This is a genomic window from Paenibacillus sp. GP183, from assembly GCF_900104695.1.
Classification (GTDB): Bacteria; Bacillota; Bacilli; order Paenibacillales; family NBRC-103111; genus Paenibacillus_AI.
This window is the reverse complement of record NZ_FNSW01000001.1, coordinates 4,351,441-4,373,908: the sequence shown is the minus strand read 5'-3', so window position 1 is coordinate 4,373,908 and position 22,468 is coordinate 4,351,441. Positions and strand designations below refer to the sequence as shown.

24 protein-coding genes and 1 riboswitch are annotated in these 22,468 nt (G+C 45.7%); of the genes, 10 read left to right on the top strand and 14 right to left on the bottom strand.

What is annotated here, in order from left to right:
- The first annotated feature begins 109 nt into the window (after window positions 1-109).
- From BLV33_RS21540 to BLV33_RS21525, 4 genes are all read left to right on the top strand, one after another.
- A protein-coding gene (locus BLV33_RS21540; RefSeq protein WP_090796657.1) for an IS1182 family transposase occupies window positions 110-1,475 on the top strand; the annotation gives its coding sequence in 2 pieces (ribosomal slippage) (window positions 110-1,282 and window positions 1,284-1,475; 1,365 coding nt in all).
- Window positions 1,476-1,677: 202 nt separating this feature from the next.
- Window positions 1,678-1,986 (top strand): ArsR/SmtB family transcription factor, encoded by a 309-nt coding sequence (locus BLV33_RS21535; protein ID WP_090796655.1) that lies wholly within the window; start codon window positions 1,678-1,680, stop codon window positions 1,984-1,986.
- A gap of 11 nt (window positions 1,987-1,997) precedes the next feature.
- Window positions 1,998-2,969, top strand: coding sequence for a cation diffusion facilitator family transporter (locus tag BLV33_RS21530; RefSeq protein WP_090796651.1), 972 nt, complete (start codon window positions 1,998-2,000; stop codon window positions 2,967-2,969).
- Between the two features lie 4 nt (window positions 2,970-2,973).
- Complete coding sequence (locus BLV33_RS21525; protein WP_090796648.1) at window positions 2,974-3,357, top strand: YkvA family protein; 384 nt, start codon at window positions 2,974-2,976, stop codon at window positions 3,355-3,357.
- 7 nt (window positions 3,358-3,364) lie between these two features.
- Here BLV33_RS21525 and BLV33_RS21520 read toward each other — a convergent pair whose 3' ends face one another.
- The 4 genes from BLV33_RS21520 to BLV33_RS21505 form a co-directional block, all read right to left on the bottom strand.
- Window positions 3,365-5,470 carry a heavy metal translocating P-type ATPase gene (locus BLV33_RS21520; RefSeq protein WP_290439060.1) on the bottom strand — a complete coding sequence of 702 codons (2,106 nt, stop codon included), beginning with the start codon at window positions 5,468-5,470 and terminating at the stop codon, window positions 3,365-3,367.
- A 15-nt stretch (window positions 5,471-5,485) separates the two neighbouring features.
- Window positions 5,486-5,806 (bottom strand): ArsR/SmtB family transcription factor, encoded by a 321-nt coding sequence (locus BLV33_RS21515; protein WP_090796644.1) that lies wholly within the window; start codon window positions 5,804-5,806, stop codon window positions 5,486-5,488.
- A 95-nt stretch (window positions 5,807-5,901) separates the two neighbouring features.
- Window positions 5,902-6,222 (bottom strand): YnfA family protein, encoded by a 321-nt coding sequence (locus BLV33_RS21510; protein WP_090796640.1) that lies wholly within the window; start codon window positions 6,220-6,222, stop codon window positions 5,902-5,904.
- Complete coding sequence (locus BLV33_RS21505) at window positions 6,222-6,617, bottom strand: MerR family transcriptional regulator (RefSeq protein ID WP_090796638.1); 396 nt, start codon at window positions 6,615-6,617, stop codon at window positions 6,222-6,224. The genes BLV33_RS21510 and BLV33_RS21505 overlap by 1 nt, the downstream gene beginning before the upstream one ends.
- 71 nt (window positions 6,618-6,688) lie before the next feature.
- Here BLV33_RS21505 and BLV33_RS21500 point away from each other — a divergent pair, with 71 nt between their 5' ends.
- Window positions 6,689-7,000, top strand: a complete 312-nt coding sequence (locus BLV33_RS21500; RefSeq protein ID WP_090796635.1) for a hypothetical protein — start codon at window positions 6,689-6,691, stop codon at window positions 6,998-7,000.
- 84 nt (window positions 7,001-7,084) lie between these two features.
- On the opposite strand, the gene BLV33_RS21495 is transcribed toward BLV33_RS21500, so the two are convergent.
- The 7 genes from BLV33_RS21495 to BLV33_RS21465 all read right to left on the bottom strand — a co-directional run bounded on the left by BLV33_RS21495 (window position 7,085) and on the right by BLV33_RS21465 (window position 12,515).
- Window positions 7,085-7,888: an arsenite methyltransferase gene (locus BLV33_RS21495; protein WP_090796633.1), complete on the bottom strand. Its 804-nt coding sequence runs from the start codon at window positions 7,886-7,888 to the stop codon at window positions 7,085-7,087.
- Between the two features lie 65 nt (window positions 7,889-7,953).
- Window positions 7,954-8,412, bottom strand: a complete 459-nt coding sequence (locus tag BLV33_RS21490) for a MarR family winged helix-turn-helix transcriptional regulator (protein ID WP_090796630.1) — start codon at window positions 8,410-8,412, stop codon at window positions 7,954-7,956.
- A 147-nt stretch (window positions 8,413-8,559) separates the two neighbouring features.
- A complete protein-coding gene (gene arsC / locus BLV33_RS21485; protein ID WP_090796627.1) occupies window positions 8,560-8,985 on the bottom strand; it encodes an arsenate reductase (thioredoxin) in 426 nt (141 codons plus the stop codon).
- 39 nt (window positions 8,986-9,024) lie between these two features.
- Window positions 9,025-10,437 (bottom strand): arsenic transporter, encoded by a 1,413-nt coding sequence (locus BLV33_RS21480; protein WP_090796624.1) that lies wholly within the window; start codon window positions 10,435-10,437, stop codon window positions 9,025-9,027.
- Between the two features lie 17 nt (window positions 10,438-10,454).
- Window positions 10,455-10,763 (bottom strand): ArsR/SmtB family transcription factor, encoded by a 309-nt coding sequence (locus BLV33_RS21475; protein ID WP_090796622.1) that lies wholly within the window; start codon window positions 10,761-10,763, stop codon window positions 10,455-10,457.
- Window positions 10,764-10,778: 15 nt separating this feature from the next.
- Complete coding sequence (locus tag BLV33_RS21470; RefSeq protein ID WP_090796619.1) at window positions 10,779-11,204, bottom strand: arsenate reductase ArsC; 426 nt, start codon at window positions 11,202-11,204, stop codon at window positions 10,779-10,781.
- Between the two features lie 99 nt (window positions 11,205-11,303).
- On the bottom strand, window positions 11,304-12,515 hold the full coding sequence (locus BLV33_RS21465; protein WP_090796616.1) for an MFS transporter: 1,212 nt from the start codon (window positions 12,513-12,515) through the stop codon (window positions 11,304-11,306).
- Between the two features lie 165 nt (window positions 12,516-12,680).
- Between BLV33_RS21465 and BLV33_RS21460 the strand changes: the two genes are divergently transcribed.
- Entirely contained in the window at window positions 12,681-13,355 is a 675-nt protein-coding gene (locus BLV33_RS21460; RefSeq protein WP_090796614.1) for an SOS response-associated peptidase, read from the top strand.
- A 167-nt stretch (window positions 13,356-13,522) separates the two neighbouring features.
- A complete protein-coding gene (locus BLV33_RS21455) occupies window positions 13,523-14,626 on the top strand; it encodes a phosphodiester glycosidase family protein (protein WP_253187128.1) in 1,104 nt (367 codons plus the stop codon).
- A gap of 115 nt (window positions 14,627-14,741) precedes the next feature.
- Here BLV33_RS21455 and BLV33_RS21450 read toward each other — a convergent pair whose 3' ends face one another.
- The 3 genes from BLV33_RS21450 to gcvH all read right to left on the bottom strand — a co-directional run bounded on the left by BLV33_RS21450 (window position 14,742) and on the right by gcvH (window position 17,970).
- Complete coding sequence (locus BLV33_RS21450) at window positions 14,742-16,778, bottom strand: molybdopterin-dependent oxidoreductase (protein WP_090796608.1); 2,037 nt, start codon at window positions 16,776-16,778, stop codon at window positions 14,742-14,744.
- A 186-nt stretch (window positions 16,779-16,964) separates the two neighbouring features.
- Window positions 16,965-17,558, bottom strand: coding sequence for a sulfite oxidase-like oxidoreductase (locus BLV33_RS21445; protein WP_090796605.1), 594 nt, complete (start codon window positions 17,556-17,558; stop codon window positions 16,965-16,967).
- 19 nt (window positions 17,559-17,577) lie between these two features.
- A complete protein-coding gene (gene gcvH, locus BLV33_RS21440) occupies window positions 17,578-17,970 on the bottom strand; it encodes a glycine cleavage system protein GcvH (protein WP_090796601.1) in 393 nt (130 codons plus the stop codon).
- Between the two features lie 146 nt (window positions 17,971-18,116).
- Window positions 18,117-18,212, top strand: a riboswitch (glycine riboswitch).
- Window positions 18,213-18,398: 186 nt separating this feature from the next.
- On the opposite strand from gcvH, the gene gcvT reads away from it, so the two are divergent.
- From gcvT to gcvPB, 3 genes are all read left to right on the top strand, one after another.
- A complete protein-coding gene (gene gcvT, locus BLV33_RS21435; RefSeq protein WP_090796598.1) occupies window positions 18,399-19,490 on the top strand; it encodes a glycine cleavage system aminomethyltransferase GcvT in 1,092 nt (363 codons plus the stop codon).
- Between the two features lie 93 nt (window positions 19,491-19,583).
- Window positions 19,584-20,939, top strand: a complete 1,356-nt coding sequence (gene gcvPA, locus BLV33_RS21430) for an aminomethyl-transferring glycine dehydrogenase subunit GcvPA (protein ID WP_090799121.1) — start codon at window positions 19,584-19,586, stop codon at window positions 20,937-20,939.
- Entirely contained in the window at window positions 20,936-22,402 is a 1,467-nt protein-coding gene (gene gcvPB / locus BLV33_RS21425) for an aminomethyl-transferring glycine dehydrogenase subunit GcvPB (protein ID WP_090796595.1), read from the top strand. Before gcvPA ends, gcvPB begins: the two co-directional genes overlap by 4 nt.
- The last annotated feature ends 66 nt before the right edge of the window (window positions 22,403-22,468 follow it).

Sequence of the window (22,468 nt, the reverse complement as noted above, 5' to 3'; positions counted from 1 at the left end):
TGTCGAGAAAGTCTCGACAGTCTTTCTTTTAATCAATTAATTTAACACAGCACCGCGTTAATATGGTATAATATAGGTAACTCATTTACCAGAAAGTGCGGTGTTATTCATGTTGTATTCTCATCAGCCCGACCCTCAATTGGACTTCGAACTGGTTTGCATTGAGCATTTGGTTCCGGACGATCATCTCCTACGTCATATTTCTAAATACATGGACTTCTCATTTATCACGGAAAAAGTACGTCCTTACTACAGCGAAACACACGGACGGACGTCCATCGATCCAGTTATGCTCTTCAAAATGCTGTTTATCGGTTACTTGTACGGAATCCGGTCAGAGCGTCAGCTCGAACAGGAGATCAACCTGAATGTCGGCTACCGTTGGTTTCTGGGCATTGGCCTGTCCAAGAAGGCGCCGGACCATTCCACCATCAGTTGGAACCGGAAGAAGCGCTTCAAAGATACGACGGTATTCCAAGACATCTTCGACGAGGTCGTCCGCCTGGCAATCGAAAATCGGATGGTGGCCGGCCGCGTGCTCGTCACCGATTCTACTCACCTGAAAGCGAACGCGAATAAACGGAAACACAACGTTCAAGTAGTAGAGCGCTCGCCACAGGAATACATAGAAGAACTGGAGAAAGCAATTGAAGAAGATCGGCGGACCCTCGGAAAAAAGTCGCTGAAAGTCCGGGAGGAGGTGGTCGAGACCAAGGAAATCAAGGTTAGCACCACAGATCCTGAGAGCGGGTATATGGTCCGTGACGGCAAGCCGAAAGGTTTCTTCTATCTGGATCACCGTACCGTCGACCACAAATTCAACATCATCACCGACGTTCACGTTACGCCCGGAAATGTACACGACTCGGTTCCCTATGTCGAGCGGCTCAAGTATCAGATCGAAAAATTTGGTTTTACCGAATCCCTTGAAGCAGTGGCTGTCGACTCCGGTTACCTAACTCCTCACATTTGCAAAGAACTGCAGCAGATGAAAGTGTTCGCCGTCATCGGAGGACGTTCATTTACACCGGTCAAAGGACTTATGAAGAAATGGCAGTTTAAGTTCGACGCTGAGAAAAACGTGTATGTTTGTCCGGCCAAACATGAACTAAAGTATTCTACAACGAACCGCGAAGGCTATCGGGAATACAAATCGAACCCGAAACATTGCAAGGATTGCCCGTTGCTGGAGGCGTGCACGCGAGCCAAGAACAAGCAGAAAGTGATCACCCGGCACGTATGGGAAGACAGCAAGGAATGGGTGCGGCTAAATCGGCTAAGCAAAGTCCGGCAAATACCTGTATCGCCTGCGATACCAAACCATTGAGCGAAGTTTCGCGGATGCAAAAGAGCTCCACGGACTTCGCTATTGCCGTTTGCGTGGCAGGGATAACGTCCAGGAACAAGCGCTGATGACCGCAACCGTACAGAACATAAAAAAGATCGCCCTCCACCTTGCCAAGAAGGCAAAGTAGAGGGCGATTGTTGTTCGAGTAGGTGAGTCGTACTCAGAAAGGGACACTCGCCACGTATCTTTTGTATCGAAAAGCAAAATAACCGCTTTTCTCAACAGTCTGAGACAGCGAAACAGCTGTCTTTTTGTTTTGCAATTCTTTATAATAATATATATGAGCATATGTTCATATAGTGAATAATATAGAAACGAGGAGATCAATGATGAACGATTGCAACCATTCCTATTTGTCAGAGGACATCGTTGAAAATGTATCCCAAATCTTTAAAACATTAGCTGATCCTACTCGAATCAGAATTCTTTATCTGCTTGCAGAGGAAGAATGTGCGGTTGGGCACATCGCGGAAGTGCTCAATTTATCTCAATCCGCAGTATCGCATCAATTAGGCTTTTTGCGAAATTTGAGACTCGTGAAAAATAGGCGTGAAGGAAATTCTTTTATTTACTCCTGCGATGATCAACACGTTATTTCATTATTAAAGCAAGCTGTAAGCCACTCCCAACACAATTAGGAGGGATTCATATGAAAGATAGCCATCATCATTCCAACGGACATTTACACGACCACGGGCATTCCCACCATAACGAAGTTACGGAAGGAAATAAAAAGGGACTAACTATCGCCCTATTCATTACATTAGGCATTATGGTAGTAGAGTTTGCGGGAGGTCTTTTCACTAACAGTCTTGCCCTGCTGTCCGATAGTGGCCATATGTTAAGTGACACAGCCGCTCTTGCTCTGAGTTTACTCGCTTTTTGGTTTGCATCGAAACCCGCTTCTGCCAAACGGACATATGGGTTTCACCGCTTTGAAATTCTAGCAGCTTTATTTAACGGTATTGCTTTGTTCCTGATTGCCGGAACTATTATTTGGGAGGCGTATCTTCGTTTCTTTGAACCCCCAGCAGTATCAAGTGGGATCATGATGCTGATCGCTGTAATTGGTCTTGCAGCAAACCTGGCCAGTGCCTGGTCCTTAATGCGAAAAGGTGATGTGAATAAGAACGTCAATTTAAAGAGTGCGTACACTCACATCATTGGAGACGTACTGGGTTCACTCGGAGCGATTATCGCCGGTTTGTTCATGTTTATTTTCAAGTGGTATATGGCTGATCCCATCATATCCGTTTTCGTATCAGTCCTTATTTTAAAAAGTGCTTGGGGTATTATAGCGAGCACGGTTCATATTCTGATGGAAGGCACACCTTCCTCCGTGAATCATAAAGAAATTAAAGAGGCTTTGGAAAAGATTGATGGTGTTATCGAAGTTCACGACCTTCATATTTGGACGATTACATCTGGATTGGATTCGTTAAGCTGCCATTTGCTGATCAACGATTCCAAGGATTGCTTTAAAATCTTGCAAGAAGCCATCCATATGGTTGAACACCACTATGAAATTCACCATCCAACCATTCAAATTGAAAATTCAACCATTTACCATAAGGATTGCGGGTATAGTTTAGGGAGTTTGCGGAAAAGGATCGTGAGGTGAAAACGTGCTTTTACGATTGAAATCATTGGCAAAAAAATTAAAATCGCAGCTCTATACTCTTTATTTTGCTTACAAGCATCCACAATCACCGTTGTTAGCTAAAATATTTACCGGTTGTGTTGTTGCTTATGCCTTCAGCCCAATTGATTTGATCCCCGACTTTATTCCTGTTTTGGGCTATCTGGACGACTTAATTATTGTACCGTTAGGTATTACAATCGCACTTAAATTGATTCCTGAATCCATTCTTGATGAGAGCAGATTTAAAGCACAGGAAAGAATGAGTGAACCGAAGCCAAAAAACTGGGTTACTGGAACAATATTCATTTTGATTTGGATTGTTCTTTCTATTTTGGTGAGCAGATATTTATATATCAAGTTTTTCTAAGCTCGTCTTAATCCTTAACTTTCAACAATCTCATACTGTTTAAAATGACAATCAAGGCTGCTCCCGTGTCGCTAAAGATAGCAATCGGTAGAGTAAGCAATCCGGGAAAAATCAAAATTAAAGCTGCAAACTTAACGATTAACGAAAACCAAATGTTTTGCTTTATGATTTGCATCGCTTGTCGGCTTAATTTTACCGAATGTGGCAGTTGTTCCAGGTTGTCAGCCATTAACACAATGTCTGCAGTTTCCATCGCCATATCGGTTCCAGCCCCACCCATTGCAATACCTAGATCGGCCGCAGCAAGAGCGGGAGCATCGTTAATCCCATCACCGACCATAGCTACAAGATTGCCCTCTCCTTGCAGTTGTTTGATGGCTTTCACTTTATCTTCAGGCAAAAGCTCCGCAAAATATCGGTTCACCCCAGTTAGATAAGCAGCTTTTTGGGCTGTTCCTTCATTGTCACCCGTAAGCAGCACGATGTGGTGGACCCCAGCAGCTCTTAGACCTTTAAGAGCTTTTACTGAGGTACCACGAATAGCATCTGCAACGGCAATAACACCGATTACTTTTTCTTTCGTCCCCACAATGACAATGGTATTTCCATCCTTTTGCAACGAAGCGATAGGTGTTTCCCATTCATCTAGCTCCGTGTTTAGTTCTCGAAACAACTTAAGATTTCCAGCAAAATATTCGGTACCGCCAATAATCGCTCCAACACCCTTACCGACAATGCTTCTGAACTTCTCGCCTTGCCTTGCAGATACATTTTTTTCATTGGCATATCCTGCAACTGCTTTTGCAATCGGGTGTGTTGAGTATTCTTCTAACGTTCGGGCTATAGACAACAATTCTGCTTCATTGGAGTGCGATTGAACAACCTGGACAACTTTTGGCTTTCCTTCGGTTAAAGTACCTGTTTTATCAAAAGCGATCGCAGTAATCCCGCCTGCTATTTCTAAAAAGGCTCCCCCTTTGATAAGAACCCCGTTTTTGGCCGCATTTCCTATTGCAGAAACTATAGCAACAGGAGTTGAAATAACCAGCGCACAAGGGCATGCTACCACTAATAATTCTAATCCTTTATAGAACCAGGCTCCCCAGGTTCCAAAACCCATTAAAGGAGGAAAGATCATAACTACCAGTGCCAGTATGAATACAATTGGCGTATAAATGCGGGCGAATCTGTCTATAAATGCTTCTGTTGGAGCTTTTTGTTCCTGAGCTTCTTCGACAAGGTGAATGATTTGGGAAATAGTCGTGTCTTTCACTAATTTTGTAACCTTAATTTCCAAGGAACCTTGCTCATTAATGGTTCCGGCATACACGGCATCACCTGCATATTTATCAACCGGAATGGATTCTCCTGTAATTGGCGCTTGATTTACGCTGGATTCTCCACTGATGACTTCACCGTCTAATGGGATTTTATCACCTGGTTTAACAACAATAACTTCTCCAACCGATACCTCATCCACCGCTTTTTTAACAAGCTCCTGCCCCTTCTTTACGAACGCATCAGGAGGCGCTAGGTCAATAAGACTTCGAATCGAGTTGCGGGTTGTCTCAATGGAACGTCTCTGCAGTACATTCCCCAGCGCAAACAGCCAAACAACGGTTGCCCCTTCGAGCCATTGACCTATGACCACGGCGCCAATCACAGCTGCTGTCATAAGTACATTCATATCTAGCGAGCGATTTTTAGCTGCATAAAAAGCACTTTTGGCTGGTTTGTATCCACCGAAGAATATGGAAATGGCATAAAGCAAGGTAATAAAGCTTGATGAGACATTTGCAAAGGAACCAAGAAAACCAAATAGCAGCAAGGCACCTGACAGTATCATCAGGTTGGTTCCTGAATGGTCTTTTTTTATTTCAATGCGCTGCATTCTGTCTGAAACCAAGGAAGCTTTATAACCAGATTTGGATACTTCTCTGATAATCTCTTCAATAGAATTATCATAATCTACATTCATTTTTCCTGTTGAAAAATTGACGCTGACTCTCTTAACGGATGGGAGATTCTTCATGTGATTTTCTATGGTTAAGGCGCAGGAGCTGCAATCCATTCCTTCAATGTTGAATATATGCTTATGTTGTTGTCCTGACAAAGCTAATCCCTCCGTTTAGTAAAGATCCGTATCACATCTGGCAACACCGTCGTGTACAAGAGGGAGAATCGCATCAAACATAGTTAACATATCCTTAATTTTTTCACTGTTCAGACTATAAAGCACATATTTGCCTTCTTGACGTCCAAATATAATTCCACATCCTTTTAAACAAGCAAGGTGCTGAGATATATTGGATTGATTCCCTTGGACTTCTTCAACAATTTGAGAAACGGTTTTTTCTTTATCCTTAATACACTCCAGTATTTGCAGTCGAGTCTTGTCACTGAATCCACGGATGAATTTGGCTTTAAGCTCGAAGTTATCTTGACTCATGGCAAAGACCTCCGTATGAATTAGTAATCACTAATATGATTATCATATTAACGCTTCCTAATATGTGTGTCAATTTAAACCAAAACATTTTTTTCTTAATGTCGGGGCGCCCAAAGCATAACGGATACCCCGATCAAACAAATGACTGCACCGATCCAGTCATACAAATCGGGAGTTTTTCGATCAACGAGCCATCCCCACAGAACGGCAAGTACAACAAAAACGCCGCCATAAGCAGCATAGACTCGGCCAAAGCTCGGAAAAGGTTGAAGAGTTGGGATTATTCCGTAGGCAATCAAAACCAAGCTGCCGATAATTCCATAACCGATCGGTTTAGCTTCGCGAAGCCAAAGCCAAACGAGGTATCCCCCTCCGATTTCAGCTAAACCAGCCATAATAAATAGCAATATCGCCATTAGTTTTTTACCTCATCAGTCAGATCCATGTTTATGAAGCATTCATCCCAGGACAGACAAGTACAACTGAGCCCGCTATCCAAGACCTGTTTCATTTGCTCAATGAGTCGGGCCTTTTCCTCAAGTTCTTTTCTTTTTTGTTTCGCAAGCTCCCTCCATCTTTCAGAAGCAGGCACACTTGCATCGAATCCTTCGAGCAATGTATGAATTTCCTGAACTTGAAACCCAGCCTGCTGAGCTATCTTGATAACGCGTATACGTTTAAGAATATCGGGCGAATATCTCCTTTGACCGCCAATACGATTCATCTTCGGAAGTAATCCCGCGCTTTCATAAAAACGCAGTGCTGATGCCGAAATCCCTGCGGCGCTTGCCACTTGACCAATCGATAACATATTTAAAAATCACTCCTTGACTTAAAGTTAACTTTAACTTTTATGATAATAACGTGAGGAGGTGATTGTCAATGCATAACTGCGAAATCGCGTGTCAAAGAATGTCATTTACAAACGAAGAAAAACTGCAATATGAAAATCTAAGAGAAAAAATTTTTATTTCACTTCTTCGGATTGAAGAGCTTGAATTGGGATATTCTTTCGTGCTGAAGCAAGAAAGCCATTTACTTCATAATCTTGCGGATTGGATTCCTCTCGAGCAAAAATGCTGCCCTTTTCTGCAATTTACACTAACATTTATTGAAGGCGGACAATTGAGACTGAACTTGATCGGTCCATCAGAAGTTAAGACTTTTTTGTTGCATGAGTTAAATTTAGTGTAAGTGAACCGCATTTAAAACAATCCGTGTAAAAGAAAAAAATGACCATCGCATCTGCGACGATCATTTTTTTCTTTACTTCATTTTTTATGGTTTGATCCCTTTGATAACAGCTGAAACGATGTAATTTTCTACATTAGCGCCCGGTACCCAATCTTTGATAAATGCCTTGGACTCATCCTTCGGCTCCACGACCACATCTGTAAATCCGCTTTGAGTTAACATGGCTTTGACCTCATCAACAGACGATGCCCCGGAGATACACCCTGCATACATAAGATTCAAGTCATTTTTGATTTCCGGAGGAAGCTCGGCAGTTGTGACAATATCTGAGATGGCCAGGCGGCCGCCGGATCGCAGAACCCGGAAGGCTTCGTCAAAAACTTGCTCTTTCGCCGGTGAAAGATTGATCACACAGTTGGAAATAATGACGTCCACCGTTTGATCCGCAACCGGTAAATGTTCAATTTCCCCCAACCGGAAATCCGTGTTTGTAAACTTGCCTTTGGTTGCGTTACCCCGGGCACGGCTGATCATTTCCGGAGTCATATCCACTCCAATCACACGGCCGGCTTCTCCGACCTGACGAGAAGCCAGGAAGCAGTCGAAACCGCCGCCGCTGCCGAGATCCAGCACCACTTCTCCTGACTGGAGTTCGGCTATGGCTTGGGGATTGCCGCAGCCAAGGCCAAGATTCGCTCCGTCCGGAACGGCTGTCAATTCCTCATCGGAATAACCGAGCTTGGCGGAAATATCCACGGAATTCACCGACGTATCGCAGCAGCCGGCACTTGGAGCACAGCATGATTCCGTCTCTACCGGCAGCAAGGCAATTTCTTTGTACCGACTGCGAACATTTTGACGAATTTGATCGTTACTAACTTGATTCATAGAAAATCATCCTTTCGAATATCAATAATTTACATTTGCAACTATATGCTAAAAATAAGCTCCTCTTAGAGAGGAGGCGTGCAGCAGTAAGAGCTTTGGCTCATTGCATGACTTAATATTTGTAAACTCTCAAGCACTTGATCCTTCTTATCTGACGGAACATTATTAAAAATCCCTTGAATGTAGTCTTCCATCGTTTTCGCAATTTCTAGATATTGTGCTTCCCCCTGCTCTGTTAAAGAGAGTACCACGTATCTCCGATCCTTGGAATCGGGCAGACGGTTTAACAAACCGTTCTCAACGAGCTGGTGAACCTGCCGACTCAACGTACTTGTGTCGATACCAAGGACATCAGAAAGCTCATTTAGTGATATTTGGGGACGATTGAAGAGCTCGTAAATAATGTGGCTTTGCACAACAGAAACTCCGCAGCACTGGGCACCATCTTTTTGAAGTAAGCCGAATCGTCTCACAAGCTGCTGCAGGACTTCACGTACGTTTACGTACTGTAGTATTTCATTCATTATTGATCACCTGATATATTTATAACATACAATAGTTGATAATTGAAATTAATTATTTTAAGATAAATTTATAGGGGGTTTTAGGATGGACACACTGGATATATGGCATCAGTTTGCTGATGCAGACCGGCCTTTTGTTATAAAAAATTATTTCCCTTCTTTTTCGAACTGTTCAATCCGGCTCTTAATCGAGTCCCGAACGCTGCGGAATTGAGCCATAATTTCTTCTTCCGTTCCTGTTGCTTTGGCAGGATCATCAAAGCCCCAATGCCATTTGGTTACGTTCTTGTTGGAGATCGCAGGACAGTGTTCATCCGCGTGCCCACAAAGCGTAATCACATAATCAGCACGATTTAAAATTTCCGAATCAATGACATTCGAAGTGTTTTTGCTAATATCCACACCAGCTTCGTTCATGACTTGAACCGCACGCGGATTTAATCCATGTGCTTCAAGCCCGGCACTTTTTACCTCATATTTATCACTGCCAATTGCATTTAGAAATCCATCGGCCATTTGGCTTCTGCAGGAATTTCCGGTGCACAAAAAGTAAACGAGCGGTTTTTTCTCCATGGTTAAAAATCTCCTTTTTTTGTATCAAATTATAAAATGTTACACACCTTGATGTCCTCTTTTGGTTTGTTTGCTTGCCATCATGCTCTTGATGATCATTGCAATAACGACAAGCACAACAACAATCGTCGCAATCCCTACCCATACATTCATGTTCCAAGTTTGGATGACATACAGCCATAAATAAAGACCGGTGAGGGTAATAAATAAAGTGGAAATGGTTAACAAAATGCCGATTTTAAAATAATAGCCCCAGCTGATTTTCACATTTTTCGTGGAAAGCACATGCAGCCAAAGCAGGGTTGCCAGGGACCCGATCGGGGTAATTTTAGGTCCTAAATCTGAACCGATCACATTGGCATAGATCAGCGCCTCACGAATGAATCCTTGCGTCGATGTTCCTTTGATGGCCAGTGCATCGATCATGACTGTCGGCATGTTATTCATGATGGAGGACAGGATGGCTGCGATATAGCCCATACCGATTGTTGCCGCGAATAGTCCATTATCTGCAACCGCTTGAATGACGTTGCCTAACGCATTAGTAAGCCCGGCATTTCTTAAGCCATAAACCACCACATACATGCCGATGGAGAAAATAACCACTGCCCAGGGAGCACCTTTCACCAGTTTCCATGTATGAATCGCGGGACTTTTTCTCGCGGCAAAAAGAAAGGCTATGGCAGCGATCCCGGCAATAATGGATACAGGGATGGAGAATAATTCACTTACGAAATAGGCGACAAGCAGCGCAGCTAAAATGACCCAAGATAATTTAAACAGCCTCATATCTTTAATGGCTTCTTTCGGGCTTTTTAGCTGGGTGAGATTGTAGCTGTTCGGGATGCTTTTACGAAAATACAGATACAATACAATGAGGCTCGCGATGATGGAAAAGAAATTCGGAACCATCATGCGACTTGCGTATTCGGCAAAACCGATTTTGAAATAATCGGCAGATACGATGTTCACCAAATTACTTACCACAAGAGGGAGGGAAGCCGTATCGGCAATGAATCCACTCGCCATAATAAACGGCAGGATCATCTTGTCATCAAATTTAAGCGCCCGCACCATGGCAAGTACAATGGGTGTGATGATCAAAGCAGCTCCATCATTGGCAAACAGGGCTGCCACTGCCGATCCAAGCAGGATGATAAACACAAACATCAGTAACCCGTTTCCGCGTGCGAGCCGCGCCATATGTAAGGCCGCCCACTCAAAAAAACCAATTTCATCAAGCACCAACGAGATTAAAATAATGGCCACAAACGCCAAGGTAGCATTCCACACAATACCTGTTACGGTGCCAACATCCGAGAATTTGACCACACCGAAAATTAAAGCGAGGATGGCTCCAGCGCTAGCCGACCAACCGATATTCAATCCTTTGGGTTGCCAGATGACAAAAGTTAAGGTTACTAAAAAAATAAGAAATGCAGTGATAGCCATTTTGATCCTCCATACGATTAGCAGTCGTTTTTTAATTGATCAATTTTTTCTTTTAATGAGGGGATGTAACCCAAAATCGCCTGAATATAGGGCTTGTCTTCAATATTTAAGGAATAATAAATCCATTGTCCTTTGCGTGTTTCGTTCACAAGTCCAGCCGATTTTAGTTTACGTAAATGCTGGCTGGCGTTGGGCTGTGACGTTTCTAACAAATCCACGATGTCACAAACGCAAAGGGCTCGTTCTTTCAATAAGGCCATCATTGTAAGTCGCGTTTTGTCACCGAGCAGTTTAAAGTTTTCTGCCATCTCATTGATTTGTTCCATATCAACCCTCCCCTTTTACGTTATGACCTTTTGCTCTTTTAGCAGCTGCAGCACTTTTTCTTGAATCAAATCCCGTGCAGCCCGAAATTCTTCAACGCTTCCCTCACCGTGCTTTGGTGTTGGATCAGGGTTGTCCCACTGCACATTCATTATGCCAAAAGGAACAATAGGACATTTTTCATTCACTTGCTCGCAAAGCTTGATGACGATTTGGGAACTGATAAAAGTTATCATATCAATTCGCTTCGATTGTTGATCCGATATATCAATACCTATTTCCTTCATGACTTCAATCGTTAAGGGATGAATCTCACTTTCTTCCACACCCGCGCTGCCAGCGATCACTTTATCTCCTGCATAATGTTTGGCGAATGCTTCAGCCATTTGGCTTCTGCATCGATTATGAACACATAGGAAATACATGCGAAGCGGCTTATCCATTTATTCACCTCATTTCTAAAGAGTTATTTTAATAAATATATATTAATGTACTTATATAATCAATGGATTATATTTAAAAAATATGTAAAGCATGAAATCTTATGTGGAAAGCTTCTCCTCTTGTTGAACAACAACCTCTTGCGGTCCACGCAGTTTATAAATGAAAGCCAACCCTACTAACATCAAACCATTAATAACAAAAACCAGGGGAATTCCGATCCATCCGCCCAAAAAACCACCGATAATAGGCCCGCCCATGGTGCCCAGCTGGGTAGCCGATTGATTCAAGCTAAATGCTCTTCCCCTGAAGCTGGGTTCGGTATATTTGACAATCAACGCGCTGAGTGCCGGATAAACCGCAGCAAAAAATAATCCATAGCTGAACCGCATAATCCCAAATCCCAGCAAATGAGGCGTAACTAATTGCAGAAGGCTGCCAATTCCACCGCCCAGCAAGCCAATATACAACGTTTTGGAGTAGCGGATTTTTTGTCCAAGCTTGCCCCATAGGGGCGCTGCTATAACTGTAGCAATCCCAACTGCTGAAAATATGATCCCCGAATTCAATGTAGCGTTGCTTCGACTGCCGCCCAATTGCAGCACATAAATGGTGATCAGTGGTTCCAAAATCATCACGGATGTCGCAACCAACATAGTGATGACAAGAAGAATCATGAATGGCCTATTGTGCGCAGCGGATTTCAAATCATCCAGGACGCCTGATCGAACTGCAGCACGATTGAAATTCTTTTCTTTGGCTCCAAACAAGCCGATAAACGCAGCGATCAACACCACAAAGCCGGAAACCAAAAAGGCTTCCCGGTTCCCTGCCAAATGGCTCACAAAGCCGCCGATCAAAGGGCCGATAACGCTGCCGGCAGCACTAGCCGTAGACATGACACCCAGTGCATATCCCACTTGCTTTTCCGGGGTGTTCGTGGCTATCAATGCAATGGATGCCGGAACATAACCGGCCAGGAGTCCTTGAAGAATGCGCACGAACAAAAACACGTAAGGATCATGAACGAAAAAACTCACAAAATAGAGCACGCTCAAGCTAAATCCCGAGCGAATCAGCATCGGCTTACGGCCATACTTATCTGCAAGCGAACCCCAAAACGGAGAGATTAACGCGCTTGCCAAAAAAGTAATCCCAAATGTGATCCCCGACCATGCTTCCAATCCGTTGTTGATACCGAGGTCATTATGCAAAAAAATCGGTAAAAAAGGAATAGAAATCGTATAAGCCATCCCGCAGAAAAAAACACCGATCCAAAGTGTAATCAGATTGCGTTTCCAAGAAAATTCCACCAAATTTCCCCCTTGATGCATCACGTTGAGCCAATTAGTTTTAATCCGATCCTTTAATGATAACCTTATTTTATCACTTTACATCAAATATGAGAAATATTGAATGGATTTTAGAATATTTTTCAAGAATAGAGAGGATACTGAAGGGAAAAAGAGGTGATCCCTATGTATAAACAGATATCCCTTTCAACGGATTTGGCCGAGCTGAAGGATCAATTTCAACTTAAACATGTCCTGTTTAATTACCAACCTCAAGCCAGTGTTGAACCGAATCAGAATGGATCCGTCATCGTATCCGATGGCGATGAAAGAAGTCTGGTGCAGTATACCTGGGGTATTTTCCCACACTGGGCGAAGGATGCCATCAATGCCCGAAGCGAAACCATTCATGAGAAAGAAGCTTATCGGAAAATGTTCGTCAGAAACCGCTGTGTCATTCCATGCGACAGCTTTTTTGCGGCAAAAGCGGAAAAAAAGAAAACGCGCACGATTCGTTTTGCTCTTCGCGAACAGCGGATCTTCGGGCTGGCCGGTCTCTATGACGTCTGGAGAAACCCGCGAGGCAGCGAATTTCGCACGTTCACCCTGCTTACGACGAGGGCAAACCGACTCATCAGCGACTATCATGAGTCGATGCCTGTCATTCTGGATGATTACTCACTCGATAAATGGCTGGATCCAACCATCCATAATAAAGAAGTGCTTGCATCACTGCTGCACTCCTTTGATCCGCAATTGATGACAGCGGAATTGCTGCCTTACCAGGACCCCCGCCGCAAGAAACAATTGGCTGAGCCTGCAGAAGATCTTCAATTGCAATATGCGCTGATTAAAAAATAGATCATACAAAATGAGCCTCCCATTCATTTGGAAGGCTCTTTTTTTGCCGTTATCCATTGGAAAATCCTGTATATCCCCTTCAAATTCTGACAATTTTCATCTTATTTTAATCTTTTTGCTTTATAGTCGGTTATGGCTTGAAAATGTTACTGAAAGTGGGGAACGTCTTGAATCCATCATACGTGCTCAACGAAACAAACCATAGACCACCGCTAAAACCGCGTCGACGCTTTCGTTTTTTTCGGATTGTTGCTGCAATATTCATATTGATATTTCTCGCTTCTATGGCTTGGTTTTACTTGACACCATCAGGAACCAGTCTGCGCTATATGCTGGCTGATACGTTGATTACGACCCAGCATCGCGATTATGCCAAATATTTGATAGGACAAGCCGAATTAGACCGTCGCGTTAACGACTATTTTGCAAGATTTGATCAAATGGGTACAGTGAAAGATAACCACAATATCCATTTATCCACAAAAAGCAATCCGGCAGTTGAGACAGAGTCTATCTCCACCTCCAAATATAAAGGACACATTCTATATGTTCATGATCCCAAACAAATTCGCGTCGTGACCACAAGCATTATGGGACAAGGAGAACAAATTTTAAGCATGGTAAAAAGAACAGGAGCTATCGCCGGCGTGAACGGAGGGGCTTTTGATGATCCGAACTGGGACGGCAACGGTTTTAAACCTGCAGGTATTGTAATGTCCGGCGGAAAATTGCTCTATCATGATGTCGGAATGAATGAACCTGTAAATGCCGTAGGTATCGATAAAAAAGGCCTTATGGTAGCCGGCCGCTACAAGCCTTCCGAATTGCTAGATATGGGCGTGCAGGAAGCTGTCACCTTTCAGCCCAAATTCATTGTAAATGGCAAAGGTTTAATCAAAAATCAAGCAGACGGCTGGGGAATTGCTCCACGCACCTGCATGGCACAAAAAGAAGACGGCACCATCATGTTTGTCGTCATTGACGGCCGTCAGCCCGGGTATTCCATAGGTGCTACCCTCTATGATGTCCAGCAATTATTGCTGGAAAAAGGAGCGGTTACTGCAGCTAATCTGGACGGCGGTTCCTCTACTGTATTGGTCAAAGATAATCAGGTTGTCAATCATCCTTCCAGCAGTTATGGCATGCGCTACTTGCCTACAGCCTTTCTTGTATTTGACAAGCCTGAACAGGTACAGGTCAATAATATTTGGAAAAATGTCGATATGAACAACTTCGATTCTTCCAAGAAGCCTTTTGCTGCAAGTAAATAATCATTTTTCTATCAGCTTGTCAAAAGGTCACTTATCAAAGTCTAAGCCATTTGATAAGTGATCTTTTATTGATTCCGAGCTTCCGGCCAAACAGCCGCATCAGAACGAAATTTCATCAGCACTTTTCCACATGCACCCTTCCCGAGAAAAAGGTTGCTCCTCCCCCCATATCCGCCACACGGTCTGGCGTAAGTGCATTAACTAACGCTTTACCCTCTGAGGAATCTGCCCATAGTCCTTGACTTACAACTACACCCTGCAGGACATCTTTTCCGATTGTAACAGACAGCTTACATTCCCCTCGCTCGTTCCATATTCTGATACCATCTCCGCTCTTAATCCCAAGGACTAGAGCATCCGCCTCGTGCATGTGCAATTTGTTTTTTTTCTCCATGCGGATATGCTTGTCGTTATTAGAGAAAGTAGAGTTCAAAAAGTTATGATTGGGGGCCGGGATAAACAAAAAGGGCAGGTCCCCCTCTTCGACCAAAGGTATGTAAGTAGGTAAGGGAGGATATCCTTTGCGCTCCATAGTCTTGGAATACAGCTCAATCTTCCCGCTGGGGGTCCACATTTTACCTTCCAAAACATGCTTTACATTACCTTTCATAAACTGCTTTTCTACTAAAGCTTCATAAGTAATTCCAGTCAGTGAAGGATTTCTCGGATGGTCTAAAGCCTGACGTATCATGTCTTCTTCTGTATCCAGAAACGCCTGTTCCTCGAATCCCATTGCCTTAGCCAACAAGCGAAACACTTCAACATTGGATTTGCTTTCCTCATATGCCTCTATAACCGGCTGCTGAATCTGCACATAATGATGCCAGTAAGAACGATAGAAATCCGTATTTTCAAAAGATGATGTTGCAGGCAGAACAATATCCGCATATAAGGCCGTTTCTGTCAGAAAAAGATCATGTACAACCGTAAATAAATCTTCCCGTTCCAATCCTTGTCTCACTTTATTTGCATGTGGGGCCACGAGCGCCGGATTCGAATTATACACATATAAAGACTGGATGGGAGGGTCCAATTCAAGCAAAGCGCTGCCTATCAAATTCATGTTAATCCGTCGGGTACTCTTCGTTAATAAATCCGGGCGTTGAAGGGCTGACGCATTATGATCCAGGTATGCGCCGTTTCCTTTGATCGCTCCGCCGCCTCTCTTAAGCCATTGTCCCGTCAGCGCCGGAAGACAGGAAATCGTCCTTATGCACATCCCGCCATTGTCATGATGCTGCGGCCCATTGCCAATTCGGATGAAGGAAGGAGAGGTTTGGCCATACATGCGTGCAAGCCGGTAAATATCCTCCACCGGAACTCCCGTGATCGTTGAAATGACAGCTGGGTTATACTGAATGACATGCTGGCGAAGCTCATCATACCCAATGGTATAATCCTGAAGAAAATCCTCATCAACCATCTTTTCATCAAACAAGATATGCATGATGCCTAGGGCAAGAGCCGCATCCGTGCCCGGCTTTATCGGTATAAACCAATCTGCCCATCGACCGGTCTGGTTCTTATGAACGTCAATAACAACAATTTGCGCCCCATTCTTTCTCGCCTTTTCCGCAAGCATAACCTGATGCATATTGGTACTGACTGCATTGATTCCCCACATGATGATCAGCTTTGAATGCAGGGTGTCCTCAGGATCGATGCCGTAGCTTCCGCCCATGGTGTATTGGTACCCTTCTGTTCCCGCCGCTTCACAAATCGTGTACATCAATCGGCTTGCGCCTAATCGATGAAAAAATCTGCGATCCATTCCTTCCGTGCCGATTCTCCCCATATTCCCATAAAAGCTGTAAGGCAAAATGGACTCAGAGCCTTTTGCAGCGATCAGCTCTTTCCAATTTAAAGTAATGGTACTGACAGCCTCTTCCCAGCTAATCCGTTCAAATCGATTTTCTCCCTTTTTGCCGGTACGCTTCATTGGATATTGGAGGCGTTTAGGGTCATAAATGCGCTCTGTCATATGTCGAACCTTGTTACAAATAGCCCCTTGGGTGATGGGATGCTCAGGATCCCCCTCTATCTTTGTGATTTTCCCGTCTTCCTTATGAATCAACAACCCGCATTGATCAGGACAATCAAGTGAGCATACGGACGGAAAAACGCCTGACATATGGTTAATGAATGATTGCATGGATCATTGTCACTCCCTATTTTTCAGGATACGAAAAGAATTTCCCTTATCATAACAAGTATAAAAATGTCAGACAACCGAGGCTTCTAAGGAGTCTAAAAAAGAAATTGGCTATCGAAGGTACAGGTTGTTTTCAACTGTGCCTTTGATAGCCAATGTGAAACCTTGTATTCCATGTTAAATCGATCAATCAAAATCGTAACGTTGTTCCTTCCAGGGATCGCCATACATGTTGTAGCCGTTTCGTTCCCAGAAGCCAGGCTTATCCTTGGCCATAAACTCAATACCGCGGAGCCACTTGGCGCTTTTCCAAAAATACAGGTGAGGCACAACCATACGTACCGGTGCACCATGCTCTGGTGTGAGAAGCTGGCCATTGTGCTTAATTCCAAGAAATGAAGTCTCTTGCAAAAAATCAGCGACCGGCAGGTTCGTATTCCAGCCTTCTTCCGCATGCAGCATCACATACCGGGCTTCCGGCTTTACCTTCACGAATTTCATAATCTCGGATACGGCAATTCCTTCCCATACATTATCCAGCTTGGACCAGGTGGTCACGCAATGAATATCATTATTGAACTCTTTGCGCGGCAGCTTCATAAAATCTTTATAGGAGATCGAAACATCTCCCTCCACAAGTCCAAAAATCTTCAAATCCCACTTGCTCATATCATTATAATAAGGTACAGTACCATAATGCAGTACTGGAAAACCCTGAGTCAGCGTCTGTCCTGGCGGCACACGATCATTGGATTCCTTGGTTTTATTGTCGGATAACATGGGCTTCCTCCAATTCAGACTAATGCTCGCTACCAACAAATTCTTCATATTCTGCCGCGGAAAGCAGTCCTTCAAATGCTCCAGAGCCGGATACCTCTACCTCTACCATCCAGCCATCGCCGTAAGGACTGGTGTTTACTAGTTCCGGCGAGTCCTCCAAGGCGCTGTTTACTGCAGTTACTTTACCGGTAACCGGCGAGAAAATATCAGATACCGTTTTCACGGATTCAACGCTTCCAATGCTCTCTTCCGCAGTTATGTCCGTACCGGTTTCCGGGAGCTCGACAAAGACGATATCTCCCAATTGATCTTGTGCAAAATCGGTGATCCCTATGCGCACCCGCGTATCTGAAAGCTTTTTCACCCATTCATGCTCTTTGGTATAAAATAATTCTGCTTGTACTTCACTCATCGCTCACGCCTCACTTTTCCTGCCAATTTTGCTTTTAGCTTAATCTACCGGAAACATGAAAGTCAAGCGCATCCTAAGAAATTCAGGTTGACAAAGTACGACAACATTTTGAATAATAAAGTAAAGCTTTAATTAAATATGAGCGAATGATAATGCAGGGAGAGACTGTGAAAGACGAGCAGCGCCGAAGGAGTAAGCCCGGACGGGTGAATCTCTCAGGTACCGAGGACCTGTATTGGACGCAACTCTGGAGAGCTTCGGTTCGCTTTAAGCGGATTCGGACACCCAAGGGGAAACTTGATGAATGGATAGCATTTGCAAGGTAACTCTCAGGTACAAAGGACAGGGCAAAAAGTATGTATTTGCGATGCATATTTTTTGCTCTTTTTTGCATGCAATTATGAAAAGTGAATGTGGAGGATGATGCAATGTTAAAAAGAACCCCGCTCTTCCCGGTGTATGCCGAGCATGGAGCGAGAGTGATCGATTTTGGCGGATGGGAGCTCCCCGTGCAATTCGCGGGCATTCAAAAAGAGCATGAAGCTGTAAGACAGCAGGCAGGCCTTTTCGATGTTTCCCACATGGGTGAAGTGTTGGTCACCGGAGCGGATTCTCAGGCTTTTTTGCAGACACTAACTACGAATGACGTCTCCATGCTGGAGCCGGGACAATGCCAATACAGTCTCATGTGCTATCCGAATGGCGGTGTTGTTGACGACCTGCTCGTCTACAAGCTTGCTGAGTCTGAATACATGCTGGTGATCAATGCATCTAATATCGAGAAAGATATCGATTGGATGCGGCAAAATGTGGTGGGTGACGCCCAGATCAGAAACATTTCCGAAGATACCTCCATGCTGGCCCTTCAAGGACCCCATGCTGAAAAAATTCTCTGGAAGCTTACAGAAGCTCCAATTGCTGATTTGAAGTCGTTTCATTTTCTCACAAATGTAAAAGTATCGGGCATCACCGCCCTGATATCACGCACCGGGTATACAGGTGAAGACGGCTTTGAGCTTTATATCGACAAAGACGATGCTGTGAGGCTGTGGAATGTCTTGCTCGATATGGGCAAAGAGGAAGGTTTGCTTCCCGCAGGTCTTGGCGCGAGAGATACGCTGCGGTTTGAGGCACGGTTGCCGCTATACGGGCAAGAGCTTTCATCAAGCATTACACCGCTGGAAGCCGGATTGTCTTACTTTGTGAAGCTGGACAAAGGGGATTTTAACGGGCGCGAAGCGCTTGCCGAGCAAAAAGTAAGTGGCATCCCTCGAAAGCTTGTCGGCATCGAAATGATTGACCGCGGCATTCCACGCAGCCATTACCCTGTCTATGCCGATGGCAAACAAATCGGTGAAGTCACAACCGGCACTCAATCTCCTTCCTTTAAAACCAATGTGGGGCTGGCATTGCTGGATAAAGCCTATACAGCTCTGAATACCGAAGTGTATGTGGAGATTCGCGGAGCCCAGGTAAAAGCCAAGGTTGTCGCTACGCCTTTTTATAAACGCGGACGGTGATCAACAAAGATTAAATAAAGATCGTATAAAGATCCAACAAATTAAACACCACAGGGAGGCTCAGCCCTCCCTTTGAGAGGAGCAATCGGCAACATGAAGCATCGCTATTTACCGATCACAGAGAAGGATGAGGCCGAAATGCTGGAGACGATCGGCATCAAGTCGATCGACGAACTTTTTGGCGACATTCCCGCCAAGGTTCGCTACCAAGGGGAGCTGCAGGTTTCCAAAGCTTTGGACGAGCAAGGCCTGCTCCGATACATGAGGGGACTCGCTGGAAAGAATGCCGATTTTGACCGTTATGCCTGCTTTCTCGGCGCGGGCATCTATGATCACCACCTGCCTGTGGTGATCAATCATGTTATTTCACGCTCGGAGTTCTACACAGCGTACACGCCCTACCAACCGGAAATCAGCCAAGGCGAGCTGCAGGCGATTTTCGAGTTTCAATCGTACATCTGTGAGCTCACCGGCATGGCCGTTGCGAACGCCTCGATGTACGATGGCGCGACGGCGCTGGCCGAAGCCGGCGCCTTGGCCAGCGGCGCGACGAAGCGCAGCCGTCTGCTCGTCTCGCGCGCGGTTCATCCCGAAGCGCGCCAGATTCTGGGCACGACCGCACGCGGGCTGAACCTCGAAGTGGTCGAGATCGGATTGACGCCGGAGGGCGCCACCGATCTAGGCGACCTCGCTTCCAAGCTCGGCGACAGCACAGCTGCCGTGATTGTCCAGTCGCCGAACTTCTTCGGCGTCATGGAAGATCTCGCAGCCGTGGAGCCCCTCGCGCACAGCACGGGCGCACTGCTCGTCGTGAGCGCGAACCCGCTCACGCTGGGGCTGCTCGAGGCGCCCGGCCGCCTGGGCGCCGACATCGTCGTCGGCGACTGCCAGCCGCTGGGCATCCCTGCTGCGCTGGGAGGCCCCACGTGCGGCTACTTCGCCGTCGCAGAGCAGTGGATGCGCCGCATGCCGGGGCGCATCGTCGGGCAAACCGTCGACCGCGACGGGAAGCGCGGATTCGTGCTCACGCTGCAGGCAAGGGAGCAGCACATTCGACGCGAGAAAGCGACGTCGAACATTTGCTCCAACCAAGCCTTGCTCGCGCTATGCGCTTCCGTGTACCTGTCGACGATGGGTAAACAAGGCATTCAGGACGTCGCAACGCTGAATGTGCAAAAAGCCCACTACGCGGCGAATCGACTCACCGCGTCCGGAAAACTGTCGCTCGCCTTCAGCGGAAGCTTCTTCAATGAATTTGCCGTCAAGCTGCCGGCCGGCACCAACATCGCGGAGCTCGGCAGCAAGCTGCTTGCTCAGGGCATCATCGGCGGCTATGACCTCGGCCACGATTACCCCGAGTTTGCCGGCCATATGCTGATCGCCGTCACTGAACAAAGAACTCGCGAAGATATCGACAACTTCGCTACCGTATTGGAGGGACTGCTATGATCGACATCAATCAGAACGGGAAATCGCTAATTTTTGAAATGAGCCATCCGGGCCGTGTCGCCTACGCATTACCGGAAAGTGATGTGCCGGAGATCGGGTTTAGTGACCTTATACCTGAGAAATTCCAACGCAAAAATCCTGCTGAGCTGCCCGAAGTTTATGAGGTGGACGTCATTCGCCATTACACAGCGTTGTCACGCAGAAATTTCGGTATCGATAACGGTTTTTATCCTCTCGGCTCCTGTACGATGAAATACAATCCCAAGATTAACGAAGATGTAGCCCGCTTCCCGGGCTTCGCCAAGATCCATCCTTACCAACCGGAAGAGTCCCTTCAGGGTGCCATGGAGCTTCTGTATAACCTGCAGAATGATCTTGAAGCCATCACGGGGATGGATCAAGTAACGCTGCAGCCCGCTGCTGGTGCCCATGGGGAATGGACTGGACTGATGATGATCCGCTCCTATCACGAAAGCCGCGGCGACCACAGAACGAAGGTCATCGTGCCTGATTCCGCTCACGGCACCAATCCAGCCAGTGCTACCGTTGCCGGCTTTCAAACCGTGACGATCAAATCCAACGAACGCGGTCTCGTCAACCTCGATGAGCTGAGAGCTGCTGTCGGTCAGGATACTGCCGCCCTGATGCTGACGAATCCGAACACACTCGGTCTCTTTGAGGAGCAAATCGTCGAAATCGCCGAGATTGTGCATGCTGCAGGGGGACTCCTCTATTACGATGGTGCTAACGCCAACGCTATCATGGGGATTACTCGTCCTGGAGATATGGGCTTCGACGTCGTCCATCTGAACTTGCACAAAACCATGAGCACCCCTCACGGCGGCGGAGGCCCTGGAGCTGGTCCGGTAGGTGTAAAAGAAAAGCTCATCCCCTTCCTTCCCGCTCCGCTTGTAGCCAAGAAGGAAGACGGCAGCTTCTTCTTTGAGTACAACATTCCGCACTCCATCGGACGTGTCAAATCTTTTTATGGCAACTTCGGCATTCTCGTTCGCGCCTATACCTACATTCGCACCTTAGGCCCAGAAGGCCTTCGCAAGGTTTCCGAATATGCGGTGCTTAATGCCAACTACATGCTGGCCCGGCTCACGCCTTATTTCGATGTGCCGCATCCGCGTTTTTGCAAGCATGAATTCGTGCTTTCCGGCAATCGCCAGAAGAAGCATGGTGTCCGCACTCTTGACATTGCCAAGCGCCTGCTCGATTTCGGTTATCATCCGCCGACCATTTACTTCCCGCTTAACGTCGAAGAATGCATCATGATCGAGCCGACGGAGACCGAGAGCAAGGAAACACTTGATCAATTCATCGATACGATGATCCAGGTCGCCCAAGAAGCGGAAGAAAATCCGGATCTCGTAAAAAATGCACCCTACACCACAGTTGTAAGCCGCATGGACGAAGCGCTCGCCGCTCGTAAGCCTGTATTAAACTGCAGCTGCTGATAACTGAATAATTCATAGAAAATCAAAAGGGCCTTCCACTTAATTGTGGAAAGCCCCTTTTTTGCC